The organism is Psychrobacter sp. PSP (assembly GCF_024085615.1).
GTDB classification, from domain to species: Bacteria; Pseudomonadota; Gammaproteobacteria; order Pseudomonadales; family Moraxellaceae; genus Psychrobacter; species Psychrobacter pacificensis.
In genome coordinates, this window is the sequence record NZ_JABLTF010000006.1 from 1 (window position 1) to 13,900 (window position 13,900).

The window sequence follows — 13,900 nt, forward strand, 5'->3', positions numbered from 1 at the left end:
GCTTCTGCTTCTTTTAAAATGGATACTATTTGGGTCTCAGTCATTCGTTTGCTCATATCAAAACTCCTTATGGGTATTTTATAAGAAATTCTACGTTTGAGCTGTGTTATTTTAGGGGATAGTTACATCATTATATGCGCTGCTTGAAAAAGTGGATGGTATTGATCAAGATATTATCACATGGAAACAACAGGAGTTACTTTCTCAGGAGGTGTATCGCTTTGGGTATAACATTACTAGTAATAAACTCACATCACTGATCGAAGTGCTGGATGAGACGAGTAGTGATTTGACAGTATATAATTAAATATCAAAGGTAAGTCTTATGAAGCATGATACTGAAAAATATAGAAACGTTTTTGAAAAGATGTCTTCTGAGAAAATAGAAGAGATAAATCGTTTGAATGATGAAGAACATCAAAGGCAAGCGCAGGCTTTTAAGGTTGGTTATAAAAAGGATATTTGCTATCTATGTAATAAGCCCTTCAAAACTATCAGCAAAGATGATCCATGTCTACATTGGTTACTACGACAATGCAAGTTTAAGAAAAAAGACTTCCCAAAAATCTACGAAAAATACGGCTATGGGAGTATCGCTGCATTTATTAGATGGTGCGCAAATCAAGAGCGTTTAATTTCGAATATTAATGATCTTGAAGAAGAAAGGTCAGATAGGAAGATTCTGTCATATACAGTTAAGTGGAAAAACATTGAATGGACGTTTGACTGTTCTAAGAATGATTTTGAAGGACACATAGGAACCTCAATTGACTACCCTCATTATCATTTTCAAATGAGAATTGATGGTAGGCAATTCATCAACTTCAACGAATTTCATGTCCCATTCACTGATCAAGATCTATTCGTATTAAAAAATACTATGGAACAAAGCGACTGGTTTAAACATGATTTTGGGGCCATTGGCTCAGGCATGCAAGATGCTGTAAGTGTCGATTTTGACGATATACTTGAGCATACGTGTCGTTCAGATAATGAAGAGGAAGCTACTTATCATTTTTCGACGATGATAGATGCAAGAGATAACCCAATTTCTGGTGAAGAGATATATCAAATACAGCTGGAAGCTGAGCGAACAGGTAAATCTTTTGCTTTTTTAGCACAAAAAAAATTAAAGGATCGTGTAAAACTAAATACTATTATTAGTCCTGCCGACTCAATTCCCAATATTGCCTGTAGAACAGAGCATAAGCGAAGATGAAAAAATCTAGAAAGCCCATGTGTTCGGAGTTATTTGAGGGATGTTTACATAGACTCATGATGAAAAACTAGTCACCGTAAAATATCGGTGTGTTAATTTAGAAGTACGGCTAAATAACTTTAGTTTACTAAGGATTTAAATGGAAATTAAGCATTAAGCAAATTAGCGAACCCTATGCGACTCTATGGAGAGGCTCATATGAGGTTCCACAAATTAAAATTAGTTGATGGTGAGGAAGCTATCAACAATTTGGATTGCGCTTTCGAGGCAAAGCTAGAAGCATTTCATAGTTTATACGATGTTACACAAGACGGTTTTGATTATTTTTCTCATGGAGATACAGCACTATTAATCCTGCTAAGAAATGCGGTTCATCATCGAAACCATTTATTATTTAAAAGTTGGAATCAAGACATCGGACTAAATAATGGGTATAAAAAATAGAGCCCATCCCAGATTCTGTGTAACTGCCATTTAGATTAAATGCTTACTAATGCGATCATCAAACATAATCATAAAGCGATTAAGGGCAGACGTCCAGTTACGGATCGGCATCGACCACTTTTTGGATGCCTGCTGGGTTGCTAAGTACACCACTTTGAATGCTGCCTGATCAGACGGGAAGACCTTACGCTTATTCACCGCTGTCCGAATCACACTGTTTAGCGACTCTATCGCATTGGTGGTATAGATCACTCTTCTGATGTCTTTAGGATAACCAAAGAACACCGTTAAGCCCTCCCAGTTATTGCGCCAAGACTTGATGACATGCGGGTACTCTTTGCCCCATACTTCATCAAAGTGCTCAAGGTTGGCCGTAAGCATCCGACCATCCCATCTTTTCCTCACTTAAAAAATGCGAGATAGTGTCCACGATTAATAATCGTGGACACTAACATGACAACACAACCACCTAACAAACCCAAACGTAGAACTTACAGTGCTGAGTTTAAAGAACTTTTTGAACCGCCCCGAGATTGTCGGAGACTCAACGCTCCAAGAGAATACGACAATGAAAACACGAAACTATACCCCTGAAATGAAAGAGCGCGCCGTCCGTATGCTAATTGAAGCTAAAGACGACTACCCATCCACCTGGTCAGCCATCAAAGCCATAGCACCAAAGATAGGTTGCACGCCTGAGACCCTACGATCATGGCATAAAAAGCACATTGATAAAACCATTCCTGCAAAGATTCAAGCTCAAAGCCAAGCCGAGCATATCAAAGAGCTTGAACGTGAGAACAGAGAGTTAAAGCAAGCCAATGAAATTATAAAGAAAGCTGCTGCTTTTTTCGCCCAGGCGGAGCTCGACCGCAAACCCAAGTAATGGTTGATTTTATAGATGACCACAAACCACAATATAGAGTCGAGCCAATCTGTAGAGTACTACCGATTGCCCCATCCACATACTATCGTGCCAAAGAGCTAGAATTCAGTCCTGAAAAGCGTTCACAGCGTAGTCAGCATGACGATTTCTATCTTAATGAGATTAAACGTATCTGGCAGGACAGCAAATGCCGTTATGGTGCTCGTAAAGTCTGGAAACAGTTGAAAGCAGAGGGTATACATCCTGCACGCTGCACTGTAGAGCGGTTAATGCGGCAGCATGGCATGCAGGGTGTTTGGCGAGGTAAAGGTAAGATAACGACTAAGTCTCGTGACGATCAAAAGCGTGCTGATGATTTGGTTAATCGTAACTTTAATGCCTATCGCCCTAACCAGCTATGGGTTGCTGACTTTACTTACGTTAAAACATTGAGTGGTTGGGTCTATACTGCCTTTATCATTGATGTGTTTGCTCGCGCTATCGTTGGTTGGAAAGTATCAAATCGTATGAACACTGATATGGTGATGGCAGCACTAAACCAAGCCATTGCAGACAGAAACCATCCTAAAGATGTGATTCATCATAGTGATCGCGGCGTTCAGTACTTATCCATTCGCTATACTGATAAGATGGCTGATTCTGGCGTCATTGCATCTGTTGGTACAACGGGTGATTCATACGATAATGCGTTGGCTGAAACGGTTAACGGGCTTTATAAAACAGAGGTGATTGAATATTTAAAACAGCAGTGGCGGGATGCGTGTGATGTTGAATTAGCAACCCTAGAATGGGTCGATTGGTTTAACAAAACTCGCATTCATAGTACGATTAGTTATGTGTCGCCTTTTGAGTTTGAGAGACGATACTATGATAGTCTTTGTGAGTCAGACAAAGCTGCCTGACTCAAGCAATCCACTCTCCGATATAGTCGGGGCGGTTCAGAGTGGACGTTTATGAGTCTTGCATTGCTAGTTCTACTTGCTATATCAGTCAAATAGACGTAATCGATTACATTAAGCTTGGAAAAAATTAAGACTGTGAAGGTTCAAGATTGGTGATTTGAATATTCATACACTTTATCTGAGTATGACAAGTCACTATAACTTTTTTAAATTAGACTGACTTTTGAATTCAGATATTAAGTAGGGTGCAAGTAAATCATCCAGCTCAAGATTAGTTTTTAATTTTACTTGATTAATAATTTCTATAAGAGTGACAGTGTTCTGATTAAGCTCATCCTCAAGTTCAGTTATTCTCTCTTTTAATCCTTTATTAGTGTCAAGAAGAGCCTGACGTGTTTTTTTGTTGACGTATAGCTGCTCTTCTTTTTCATTCAAATTCAATGGTAAAAGCTGTTCTGTGGTATATCTTTGGATTAATGCTTTGCGTTCTGGCGTACTAAGCGTACTCAGACCGCCTTTAATATGTCCTTTGGCAATAAGTCTCTTATGTAGTGCAGTATTTGAAATAGGAGCCTTCTCAATGCCTTCTTGTACCATATCCTTAAGCTCATTCTCAAGAGCTTCGTTTAACTCATTGCCTCTTAGCATTTGCCTTCTTCCTGATTATTAGCTTTAATCTTTTCATATTCCAGTGAAAACAGCTCAGCAAGTGCCCTAGGCTGAGAAAGCTCAGTATCTATTGCTTTATATATATTTACTGGAATTTTATTACTGTAGCTAACCATGATTTTTTGTTCAAAACGCTCAAGGTTTTGAACTTGCTCTTTTATCCTTAGCGTAAATTCAGAATTATCAGCTAAGTTTTTGGCTTGCTCAATTAGTCTGTTTTTAGTGAGCTTTAAATTTTCAAGCTCGCCCATACGTCCTGTTACCGTAAAATTAACACAGGACACCCCTGATTGGCAGGATAATCGCTTGGGACAACCGTGAGCCGCTATATTGCGCATACATGAGCCAAAGGGTAGGGGGTGTAAGTAGGCATGGGTATCTATAAGTTCTTTCGCTTTGTCTGGCTCTGTAGGAGCTATTTCATTAAAAGCTTTAGCAATATCTTCGAAGTAACCATCACCCATAGATTGCTCAATAAAATTCGATATTTCAATAGTACTATCAAACGTATGTAGATTATTTTTCAAGTTGTTTTCTAGGTCTTTATCGTTGCTAAAGAGCATCAAACCATATTCTAAGATGTCATCAATTGGGCTTTTTGCATTATTCTCTGCAGGTTGCACAGGTTCTGAAACTGCCATTAACTCCTTAGATGTTTGAAATTGACTATTGCTACTAGCTAAACTGGCATTTTGGCTGATTTGCTTAATACTCAAGTGTTGGTAGTGTTTGTTTTGCTCAATATCAACCCGACCCATTAACATTGCTTGCAAGTGGTCTGAGATCTCAGCAATAGCTAAAAAGGTGTTAATATTATGGCGTGGAATATGGCTCGATATTTTAGAGGTTTGATTATCGCTATCTTTAAGGCCGTACTTTTCAAATACTGATTTATTTCTACCTGTACCTAAAAAATTATTTATGACACGGTTCTCTAGTATCGTAATATTTGCTTTATTGATTATACCCTGGGATAAGGTGGTGCTACCATATTGAACTATAAACAACAGATTCTCATAGGGAATATTGACTATACGACCCTCAAACTCAAATTTTTTGTTTATAGGTTCTTCGGTAGCATAATTTGCTGTTGATTTAATAAATTTACTTAAAGTTTTTTTACTATAAAACTTTAGCTCACCTGTTCCATCATTAATTGTCTTATCAGGTTTTACTTGAGCATGTTTGAATACATTTAATATTGCATCTCTTCGACCACCACGACCTCTTGTTCTTTTTCTTGAGATAAATAAATGATCGATTAAGTCATCTAGCTCGATTAAATCATCAGGAATTTCATCAATACCCTTAGGAAGAAGGTCTTTTAAATTTTTCTGCCTCAAACAAACTAGGTGCTCTCGATATCTTTCGGTAATTTTTAACGTATCTTGTATAATGCTTTTAACCAGCGTAGTAGAAGAAGGCTCAACCCAGTGAATTCTCTCTCCAGCTCCTTTTGCACCATAATATTGTATCCCAAGCATATATTGCACTTTATCATTAACACTTATAGGCTTATTAGTTTGCAGGTCTAATATAGGCTTTTCAATTAAACAGTCTTTCTTCAGCATTATTATTTCAGTCGAACGGAATCCTGTCACGATAGATAAAAATAGTGAGTTTAGAAGTATTCTTTCACCTTCACTCTGACAAAAATTTTTGAGCGAAGCAATGTTTATAAATGTCTGAATCGAGATTAATTTTTCTGTGTTTATTTCATTTTCATCAATATTTTTATATTCAAAAAGCTCTTTGGTTATTTTTGCTTTTGGTGTTCTGTTCTGTTTACCAAAATATTTTAAATCAACTTCGAACTCTAGCTTCTTAGAAGTGAATCCATATTTATTAGACCTCTTGCAAAAGTCATAGTCTAAGCTCGGAATTAATGATACCAGCAAACAGCTTCATTCTAAGATCATAGCGCTGACGACGGTTGCGATATTTATGAGCCACGATTTTGAACAACTTGATTAAGCCTATTTTGTGCTCAACCACAATACGGAACTTTGCCAGATAGTGATTGGCCTGTTTGCATATCTCCAATAACTGACCACCACGAGGTTTCTTAAATGGTGTGAAGGTTTGCTTATGTAGATTTGCTATACCCTGATAACCACTGTCTGCTAGATAGTTAGTATTCTCAGGCAACCAATCAGGACAAGTATCTTTATACAGCTTAAAATCGTGGATTGACCCTTTGCAGGTTTGTACATCAAGTATCAACCCTGTTTGCCAATGAACGATAACCTGCGCTTTTAAGGTGTGTTGTTTTTTCTTACCGCTATAGTAGTCGCTTTGGTTTTTTTTGGACGCTCAATAGGGGTTTCGGTGGCATCGACAATGACGACTGACCAATTGGTATCCTCATCGACACGACTAGGCAGCTTTTTAGGCAATTCAAACTTGCCAGAGTCAATCAGGATGTCTTCTACTTTACGAATGATACGGCTAGCAGAAGACTCATGAATACCAAAGTCCATACTGATATGATAAAGCGTGCGGTATTCACGCCAATAAGTCAGGGCTAATAGTATTTGTGCTTTAAGACTGAGCACACTTGGTCTGCCTGATTTGGTCTTAGATGCTTCATGCTCTTGCATGGCCTCAAGCATGTCATAAAAGGTGGCTTTATGAATGCCAGTGTAGCGTTTAAAACCAGCGTCACTTTGTTTGAGTAGCTTATTTATGTTTGGCATGGTTCCTAAAAAGTTATGAGTGTCTTCCTATTTTAATTCCCTTTGCTACTTTTGCAAGAGGTCTAATGTATAGTATTCTGTATATTTAGATTCATCTACGGCTAAATCTAAAAGCACTTCTTTGAAACTTAGATAACTAAAAGAGTTGTCATTTTTTATTAACTTATGAAATTCAGACCTGACTTGTTTAAAGTATCTTGATAAATAAGCAGGGCTATTAATTTGGGAGTAGTAAGCTAAAAAGAACTTTAATAACTTAATCTCATGCTTATCTAGATAATTTTCTTCAGTAAAGTCTATGTACTCTTTTCTACCGGAGTAGAAAAACTCCCAAGTACTTGAGGTAGAATTGATAAATTTCGTTTCATATCTATCAGCAAGCATAAATCGAATTATAGTAGGAATATGTAGACTTTCAATTTTACTTATCTGAGCCTCAGAAAATAAACGATGACTCGAGTAGTTAGGAAACTCTAGTGCTAAATTATTAGTCATAGTGTGCACCCACTTTTGTAATTCGATGTATATTAGATAAGTTAGCATTTTCCGAGATAAATCGGCTAGCATATAAGTATGGCATAGTACTGTTGAGTGACCACCCTGCCATCTTTCTTAAACTTTCAATAGCATTCTCCATTGCCTGCGCCTTGTTGTAACTGTCCAAATATGATTGATAACTATGTTTAAGCATCATATACGCCCATGTATGACGAAGAATATGAGCTGAAATTTTATCAATTGAATCTACATAATTTTTGTCAAAAAATTGAGGATGCTTGCTTTTTATCTTCTCATTTATCGTAGCTATGAGCTTTTTAAGACCTGATTTACTAAGAGGTGCGTAGGGTGCTTGTAACGATAGAAATAGCATGTGACTTTTAGAATCTTGAGATCTGATATTGTTGATATACATGTGAATAAATTGAGCATCACGTTTTTCTAATAATATGGTTCGAACGGATTGAACGTTTTTCATCTGCGGCTTCGATATACGGTTATCTGTTCTATCTTGTGTATCAGTTATAACGAGATAAGTATTACATGTTTTTAAATCAGTCTTAATTGAGTTAAGAGTTAAAAGTAACAGCTCGCCAGTCCTCAAACCGTAGTTTAAGAGCAGATGTACAATGAGAAAGTTTCTTAACTGCGCTTCCTTACTCTTAAATAAAGGTTCTATTGCTTTTGGCGAAATAATAGAATATAGAGCTTCTTTTATTTCCTCTGTAAGGCTTTTAAAGTTTGTCCCATTTTTATGGGCTTTATGGTGATTAGAGGACAAGTTTTTGACAAGATCAGACTTTTGGGAAAGTGTAGATTTATATCTAACTATTTGAGGGCTTATAGATTTACCGTGTACTTGACTAAAGGTATCTAATAAATAGTTTAAATAGCTGAGGATAGCCCGCAAACGATGTGCAAGCGTATTGTAATTAATTGAAGGATTGCTCCCTAATCTAATTAGCTTTTGGTCAACTACCCGCATATTTTCCAAATATAATATAAAGCTGTCTATTTCTTTAATCATCAAATTAGGGTTAGATTTATGTTCACGGAAATACTTGCAGAATGACTGATTATGTTTTTCTTCCCAGAACTCGTACCACTGCTTAATGCCCTGCAAGTAAGCTCGTTGTGTTGATTCACTTTTAAACTTCAATGAGCTATTAATATAAAGCATAGGATATAAGCAGGGAAGTGTAGTAGTGCTATCAAACAATAGACTAAGCTGAGCTGAGTTGTTTAGAGTAATAGATTTTATTTTCAGCATTTGAATCAAATCCTACGAATATATGAACTTTTATATAGGTGTCTCTTATGATTTAATATTATATTAATACTCTCTACAAAGCAATGAAAATTGAATGATATAATCAGCTTAAAGTAGTTTTCATACAGAGTCTCGCAGCTTATCTATATAGTCAGCCCAATCTTGCATCATGAGTATTCGAGTATCGATTTCATCCAATCGGTTATAAGCGCCACCATGCGTATCCTTTATTCGATGTCCTAATTGCAGCTCAGTCACAATATCTGAGTAACGTAGTTCAGATTGTTCCATAAGCAATGTTTTGGCCGATGCTCGAAATCCATGAGCACACTGAACATCTTTGTATCCAAGCCTATGGAATATCTGTACTAGAGTCGCTTTACTAATATAGCTATTGCTTGAGGCACGCATCGATGCAAACACATATTCTTTATGACCTGTAATTGCTTTTATTCTTCGTAAGCGTTCAATAACCTGAGTGGCTAGAGGTACAACTAAGTGCGATACCATATCCTCACGACCTTCGCCTTTAGTAGGAGAAAACTCCCATAGCTTGTTATCCCAATCTATATCTTGCCATCGCATAGACCGCAAATCGATACTACGCACAAAAACATATGGTAATAAGTTCATTGCTTCCAATGTAATCTTACTTGCACCTTCAAAATTAGACATATCGTTTAGGAGAGTGGCAAACTGATCAGGCTTAGTGATGGCTGGTAAATGGTTGCCTGAGCTGGCAGGTGCGAGCTCGCCACGCGTATCAATAGCTATGTTTCTATCGCATAATCCTCTTGCAACAGCGAATGAGAAGACTTTTTCAGTATAAAGCCGAGTGCTTGCACCAACGAAGGTTGCTTGATTTTCATTATTCTGAATCGCCTCACACACACTTAATATCATCTCGCTCGTGATATCGTTCATTCTTAAGTCGCCAATCTCGCGACACATATATCCTAGACATAAATCCCAAAATTTAAGGGTAGATTCACTAAACGCACGCTTTCTAGAATTGCTACGATTACGACTTGATGTTTTGTGGTCTCGCCACGCTTGTGTAATTTCAGAAAATGTGGCGTTCTTTAGATGAGCATACTTATTGACTTGTTCTTTTTTATGGATAGCTTTAGGGTCAGAGCCTTGTGCGACCATCTTAAGTATACTTTCTGCTTTATGCTTAGCTTCATATAGACTGATTTCTTCGACCTTACCTAGCATCATTCTAGGACGCTTACCATCGATATGCGGATGAGCGTACCTCAAGTAATATTCTTTTTTACCATTTGGATAAATACGAATACTTAGGCCCGCAATACCTGAGACACTAACCGAGTAATCTTTATCTCGGCATTCAAGTATATTAATATCATTTAAATTGTCGACAGCCATAATGCACATCCGTAAGTTTTATAAGCAAGGTAAATTGTGAATGTTAATCTATTAACTCTATACTGAGATTTAGAATAATCTTTGCACATACTTTATAAATTCTGAAAAAGTATCTTTTGGAAAATATAGATAGTTATTGGACACTGAAATGGACACGGTTATTAATCTATTAAGACATAAAACCCTTTAAAATTAAGTATTTTAGGTACAATTATCCCCAAGTGAAGGTTGGGGATAATTATAGTATAGTGGAGAAAGAGGGAGTAAGCTATTTTTTTTGTTGATATATATGGCGTTTGAAGGAATAAACTTCATATAGATTAAAAGTAAGAGTGCTGTTTGCTATTGGCAATAGAGTCCTTCGACATATTTGCACGAAAAACCGTGCTCCTGTACTCGCACAGAATACCTTAATCAGGGTGATAGTACTGTTCTGTGCAAATTTGGAAGGTATCAACTCAATGCTTTAGATTAAGATATCTCAGTAAGAACGAGAGATGTTAGAAAAGACCAATGAATGTTTCACTAATCAGGAAGGCTGTTTTGGTGACTCTAAATGGAAACGTAGTTAGCTATGATAATAGCAGCTATAAGGTGTATATAGACTTGGACTTACTGAGATGCCAAGTAGGAGTATTATCAGAGCTTGTATACGTTCTTATCAATGATATAGAGTAATAGGCATTCAGAAGGGTTATTGCTTTTACTTTGAGCTGATTGTCACTTGGTGGCTAATACTTCTGTACCTAACGTAGTTCAAGCACATTCGCATTAATCAGGAAGTCGGCTAAGCTACCAACAATCGATTGATGAGTGATTTGTTTATTAGGTGATGATTAGGAGTGACAGATTATTCAGAGGGCTTATTGTGCAGTATGAAGGTAGTAAACTTAGCAATGATGAGTAGAACAAGTTTATCAAACAGGTTAACTAGCGACATGGTTTAATACGTTAAGCTCGATTACAAATACAATAGGATTAATGATAGCTCTGTACATTAACTCCTTAAGACAGCTCAGCTAGTAACTGTATTAGTGGTGATGAAGATGACTTTATGAATAGGTAATACGTATGAGAATTAATCAATCATCAACCAATCTTTATAGGGATTTATCATATAATTATAATCCCATGAACTTATTGTATGGTACCCTTAGTTTAACATAATATACATTATGCGAAAACATACCGGCGGTTTCAGTATAAGAGTAAATATCAATCTGCGTCATATCGTTTCTATATTTAACTGCGTATTTTTAAATTTAAAATAGCTTGGCGCTGACATTTTTAATATCAATTCAGTTTTCTACTAACGACAAGTTTCAAGCAAATGCTTACTCAAAGTTCCACCATCTTCATTTAAGCTAACATCTGCGATTTGGCAATCTTTATCATTGCATGTCAAATCATAATAAATATTGCTACCTTGCGCCAAGCTGACTTTAACCAATCCTTTATCAGTCATCGAAAACTTCTTGTCTTGAGTATAATCAGGGTCTTGAGAATCCCACAGCACATCATAATCAACATTGCAGGACGTTTGATTTTTATCAAAGTAATCTTGTTCTAGCTGCATGGCTGCTTGTAAATCAGCATTGGCATATTGCTGTAGCACTATAGGATTACTCATACCTTGGTCATCGATATCTTGTTGGTACATTTTTGTGATGGTCGTGATTTTCATATCAGCCACAGCAGCTTGTTTCTGAAATGCTTTTGTCACATCTGCTGTGGCAGTACCGACAGTTGTCAGTGCTATGGTTGATAGTAATATCAGCGATTTGTATGTTGGCATGTCGTTCTCTACGAGCTTTTATCTTATAAGTGTTACGGTCTATTACATCATAGCCATATAACGACTCTGCTGTATTATCGTATCATTCAGGTTCACTCATCAAAATTCCGATTACATAGCGCTTTTATGCTCTTTTATCTATTGTGATGACAACTTTTAGTGGCTTATCGTGACGTTTATTTCACTAATAACTGTGGTAAGGATGCTTTTATGATAATACTACCTACCTTTTTCAAGGAGAAATCTGCGGCATTGGCCTCTAGTAGCCTTTTATTGCTTGCTTTGACCGCGACTGGCTGCCAGTCCGCTTCTGAGTCCAGCGAAGCGATTGTCGCTCAACCTACCAGCACCTCAGCAACGGCTATAAGTACTGATATCAGTCAACAAACCCTAAAGCAGCAAGCGTTGCGTATACAGCGGGCACTCGCCAATAAGGATTTTGCTAGAATTACTGATGATATTCATCCCACACGTGGCGTCCGTTTTTCGATGTATGCCTACGTGCGCCCTGAGTCAGACAAGGTTTTTAGCCGCGCGCAATATGCACAGTATTTGCAGCAGTCCAAAATCCGCTTTACTTGGGGTGAACGTGACGGCTCTGGTGAGCCATTAATCATACCGCTACCAGAGTACCTAGACACTTGGGTAAAGGCCAAAACCTTTAATGACGCTACCCTTAGCGTCAATGAGTTTCAAAAAAGTGGCAATAGCATCAATAACCTAAATAAAATATATCAAAACTCTGATGTCGTTGAGTTTTACTATAAAGGTAGTGATGAATACAGCGGTTTAGACTGGCGGGTGTTGCGCTTGGTGTTTGATGAGTATCAGGGTAAGCGTTATCTCGTCGCTGTCGTTAACGATCAGTGGACGGTTTAAATAACAGCGTAAGCATCTTTATGGTCAGATAAATTATATTAAACAAGGGCAATGCGTCATATATGAAGCACTGCCCTTTTTGTCTCTTTATCATATTGAATTATATTTAATTTTTGATATATATTTTACTTTATGCTTTTGGCTGAAGTGGACTTTGCTTAAAAAACTTCACCATAATATCGTAAATGTCAGGATAAGCATCCACTAGCTTTTGCGGCGTCTCAAAAAATACTTCGCTCAATACCGCAAAAAACTCGGCAGGATTGGTCGCACCATAACGATCTAAACCTGACTTACGATGCGTTTGAAAGTCTTCGAAATCTCGCGACATGATTTGTGTCCAACGTGCAGGATCCATGTCAGGCTGCATCGGTGGAAAGCCATTAGCGCGGCCATTCATCATATCAAGCTTATGCACAAACTCGTGAATCACCACATTGTGTCCGTCACGCTCACCTGAGTGCTTGGCATCCTTCCATGAGAGAATGACAGGACCTCGCTGCCATGCTTCCCCACTACGGTGCTGACTGCCCTCATGGACGATACCAAATTCATCTACCGTTGTACTCTCACTTTTGTACGAACCTTGATAAATAATAATAGATGACCAACCGCTATACCACTCAAGGCTGAGGTTTAAGATAGGCAAGCACGCCTGTAGTGCAATGGATTGTCTGACCGCATTAGTAATCTCAAAACCTTGTGCACCCACAATCGACTTATCATCCAAAAACAAAGTCGCCAAGTCAAACAAGCGGCTTAGCTCGTCTTCAGTCAACCTATCCAATATCATGATACACTCAGCCGCCCGCGCCCAGTCTTCATGCGTGAACTTGCTGTTGTCCAATATACGCTGCTCACGCCAGTCTTTTATGATGTCAAACATACACTTTATCCCTATTCTTCTTAGTATATAGGCCAGCCGTTCTACGTATATTATAGCGATAACCAGTAGCACGCCATGATAATTACTATATTAAAATGTATAAAAACGCCGCTCATAAATACATTACTGAGCGGCGCAGACTGTCATCCATACATTATGTTTTAAAATTGATATTGTAAGCCTAACTGTAATGACAGTTTAATCTTACCCAAAGGTCGCCGTATTGATGAGGGTGATGAGTACTTTAATACCATCCGTCATCAATGGTCAGATGCGTTGCGTCGCACGTTAGTTGAATTGCCCAAATGCCCTGATAATTATTGGGGATACCCTTCACTCTTAGACCCAATTTGAAAACTGGTCGTCA

The 13,900-nt window shown here is 37.7% G+C and carries 12 protein-coding genes, 2 pseudogenes and 1 other annotated feature; of the genes and pseudogenes, 4 read left to right on the top strand and 10 right to left on the bottom strand.

The features are described 5' to 3' along the window. Positions 1-325 precede the first annotated feature (325 nt). Entirely contained in the window at positions 326-1,219 is an 894-nt protein-coding gene (locus HL061_RS01430; protein WP_093071343.1) for a hypothetical protein, read from the top strand. A 198-nt stretch (positions 1,220-1,417) separates the two neighbouring features. Beyond that, the gene (locus tag HL061_RS01435) at positions 1,418-1,663 is read left to right on the top strand and encodes a hypothetical protein (protein ID WP_201605693.1); all 246 of its coding nucleotides are present in this window, start codon (positions 1,418-1,420) and stop codon (positions 1,661-1,663) included. 30 nt (positions 1,664-1,693) lie between these two features. Here the strand turns inward: HL061_RS01435 and HL061_RS01440 are convergent. Next, a pseudogene (locus HL061_RS01440) lies at positions 1,694-2,035 on the bottom strand (transposase); the annotation flags it as partial. Between the two features lie 196 nt (positions 2,036-2,231). On the opposite strand from HL061_RS01440, the gene HL061_RS01445 reads away from it, so the two are divergent. Beyond that, positions 2,232-3,451, top strand: a protein-coding gene (locus tag HL061_RS01445) for an IS3 family transposase (protein ID WP_240366511.1) whose coding sequence is annotated in 2 segments (ribosomal slippage) — positions 2,232-2,517 and positions 2,517-3,451 — 1,221 coding nt in all. Because the reading frame shifts where the segments join, the coding sequence is not laid out codon by codon here. After that, positions 2,507-2,623, top strand: a sequence feature (AL1L pseudoknot). It overlaps the preceding gene by 117 nt. Positions 3,452-3,646: 195 nt before the next feature. Here HL061_RS01445 and HL061_RS01450 read toward each other — a convergent pair. The 8 genes and pseudogenes from HL061_RS01450 to HL061_RS01485 all read right to left on the bottom strand — a co-directional run bounded on the left by HL061_RS01450 (position 3,647) and on the right by HL061_RS01485 (position 11,768). Then, the gene (locus HL061_RS01450; RefSeq protein ID WP_045455634.1) at positions 3,647-4,099 is read right to left on the bottom strand and encodes a hypothetical protein; all 453 of its coding nucleotides are present in this window, start codon (positions 4,097-4,099) and stop codon (positions 3,647-3,649) included. Continuing rightward, positions 4,093-6,018, bottom strand: a complete 1,926-nt coding sequence (locus HL061_RS01455; RefSeq protein WP_252962435.1) for a hypothetical protein — start codon at positions 6,016-6,018, stop codon at positions 4,093-4,095. The genes HL061_RS01450 and HL061_RS01455 overlap by 7 nt, the downstream gene beginning before the upstream one ends. After that, positions 5,984-6,367, bottom strand: a pseudogene (locus tag HL061_RS01460) (transposase family protein); the annotation flags it as partial. The pseudogene HL061_RS01460 and the gene HL061_RS01455, both read right to left, overlap by 35 nt. A gap of 8 nt (positions 6,368-6,375) precedes the next feature. Continuing rightward, positions 6,376-6,816, bottom strand: coding sequence for an IS5/IS1182 family transposase (locus HL061_RS01465; protein WP_071001767.1), 441 nt, complete (start codon positions 6,814-6,816; stop codon positions 6,376-6,378). Positions 6,817-6,861: 45 nt separating this feature from the next. Next, a complete protein-coding gene (locus tag HL061_RS01470; protein WP_252962436.1) occupies positions 6,862-7,311 on the bottom strand; it encodes a hypothetical protein in 450 nt (149 codons plus the stop codon). Further along, on the bottom strand, positions 7,304-8,584 hold the full coding sequence (locus HL061_RS01475) for a site-specific integrase (RefSeq protein ID WP_252962437.1): 1,281 nt from the start codon (positions 8,582-8,584) through the stop codon (positions 7,304-7,306). The genes HL061_RS01470 and HL061_RS01475 overlap by 8 nt, the downstream gene beginning before the upstream one ends. 120 nt (positions 8,585-8,704) lie before the next feature. Beyond that, positions 8,705-9,973, bottom strand: a complete 1,269-nt coding sequence (locus HL061_RS01480) for an integrase arm-type DNA-binding domain-containing protein (RefSeq protein WP_045455641.1) — start codon at positions 9,971-9,973, stop codon at positions 8,705-8,707. Positions 9,974-11,282: 1,309 nt separating this feature from the next. Then, on the bottom strand, positions 11,283-11,768 hold the full coding sequence (locus HL061_RS01485) for a hypothetical protein (protein WP_071001566.1): 486 nt from the start codon (positions 11,766-11,768) through the stop codon (positions 11,283-11,285). A gap of 210 nt (positions 11,769-11,978) precedes the next feature. Between HL061_RS01485 and HL061_RS01490 the strand changes: the two genes are divergently transcribed. Beyond that, positions 11,979-12,647, top strand: a complete 669-nt coding sequence (locus tag HL061_RS01490) for a hypothetical protein (protein ID WP_071001567.1) — start codon at positions 11,979-11,981, stop codon at positions 12,645-12,647. Between the two features lie 130 nt (positions 12,648-12,777). Here HL061_RS01490 and HL061_RS01495 read toward each other — a convergent pair whose 3' ends face one another. After that, the gene (locus HL061_RS01495) at positions 12,778-13,533 is read right to left on the bottom strand and encodes a M90 family metallopeptidase (protein WP_071001568.1); all 756 of its coding nucleotides are present in this window, start codon (positions 13,531-13,533) and stop codon (positions 12,778-12,780) included. Between the last annotated feature and the right edge of the window lie 367 nt (positions 13,534-13,900).

Coding starts and splice junctions, on each gene's coding strand:
- HL061_RS01470 (WP_252962436.1), bottom strand. CDS start 7,311: ATGACTAATAATTTAGCACTAGAGTTTCCTAACTACTCGAGTCATCGT.
- HL061_RS01450 (WP_045455634.1), bottom strand. CDS start 4,099: ATGCTAAGAGGCAATGAGTTAAACGAAGCTCTTGAGAATGAGCTTAAG.
- HL061_RS01480 (WP_045455641.1), bottom strand. CDS start 9,973: ATGGCTGTCGACAATTTAAATGATATTAATATACTTGAATGCCGAGAT.
- HL061_RS01475 (WP_252962437.1), bottom strand. CDS start 8,584: ATGCTGAAAATAAAATCTATTACTCTAAACAACTCAGCTCAGCTTAGT.
- HL061_RS01495 (WP_071001568.1), bottom strand. CDS start 13,533: ATGTTTGACATCATAAAAGACTGGCGTGAGCAGCGTATATTGGACAAC.
- HL061_RS01485 (WP_071001566.1), bottom strand. CDS start 11,768: ATGCCAACATACAAATCGCTGATATTACTATCAACCATAGCACTGACA.
- HL061_RS01430 (WP_093071343.1), top strand. CDS start 326: ATGAAGCATGATACTGAAAAATATAGAAACGTTTTTGAAAAGATGTCT.
- HL061_RS01465 (WP_071001767.1), bottom strand. CDS start 6,816: ATGCCAAACATAAATAAGCTACTCAAACAAAGTGACGCTGGTTTTAAA.
- HL061_RS01490 (WP_071001567.1), top strand. CDS start 11,979: ATGATAATACTACCTACCTTTTTCAAGGAGAAATCTGCGGCATTGGCC.
- HL061_RS01435 (WP_201605693.1), top strand. CDS start 1,418: ATGAGGTTCCACAAATTAAAATTAGTTGATGGTGAGGAAGCTATCAAC.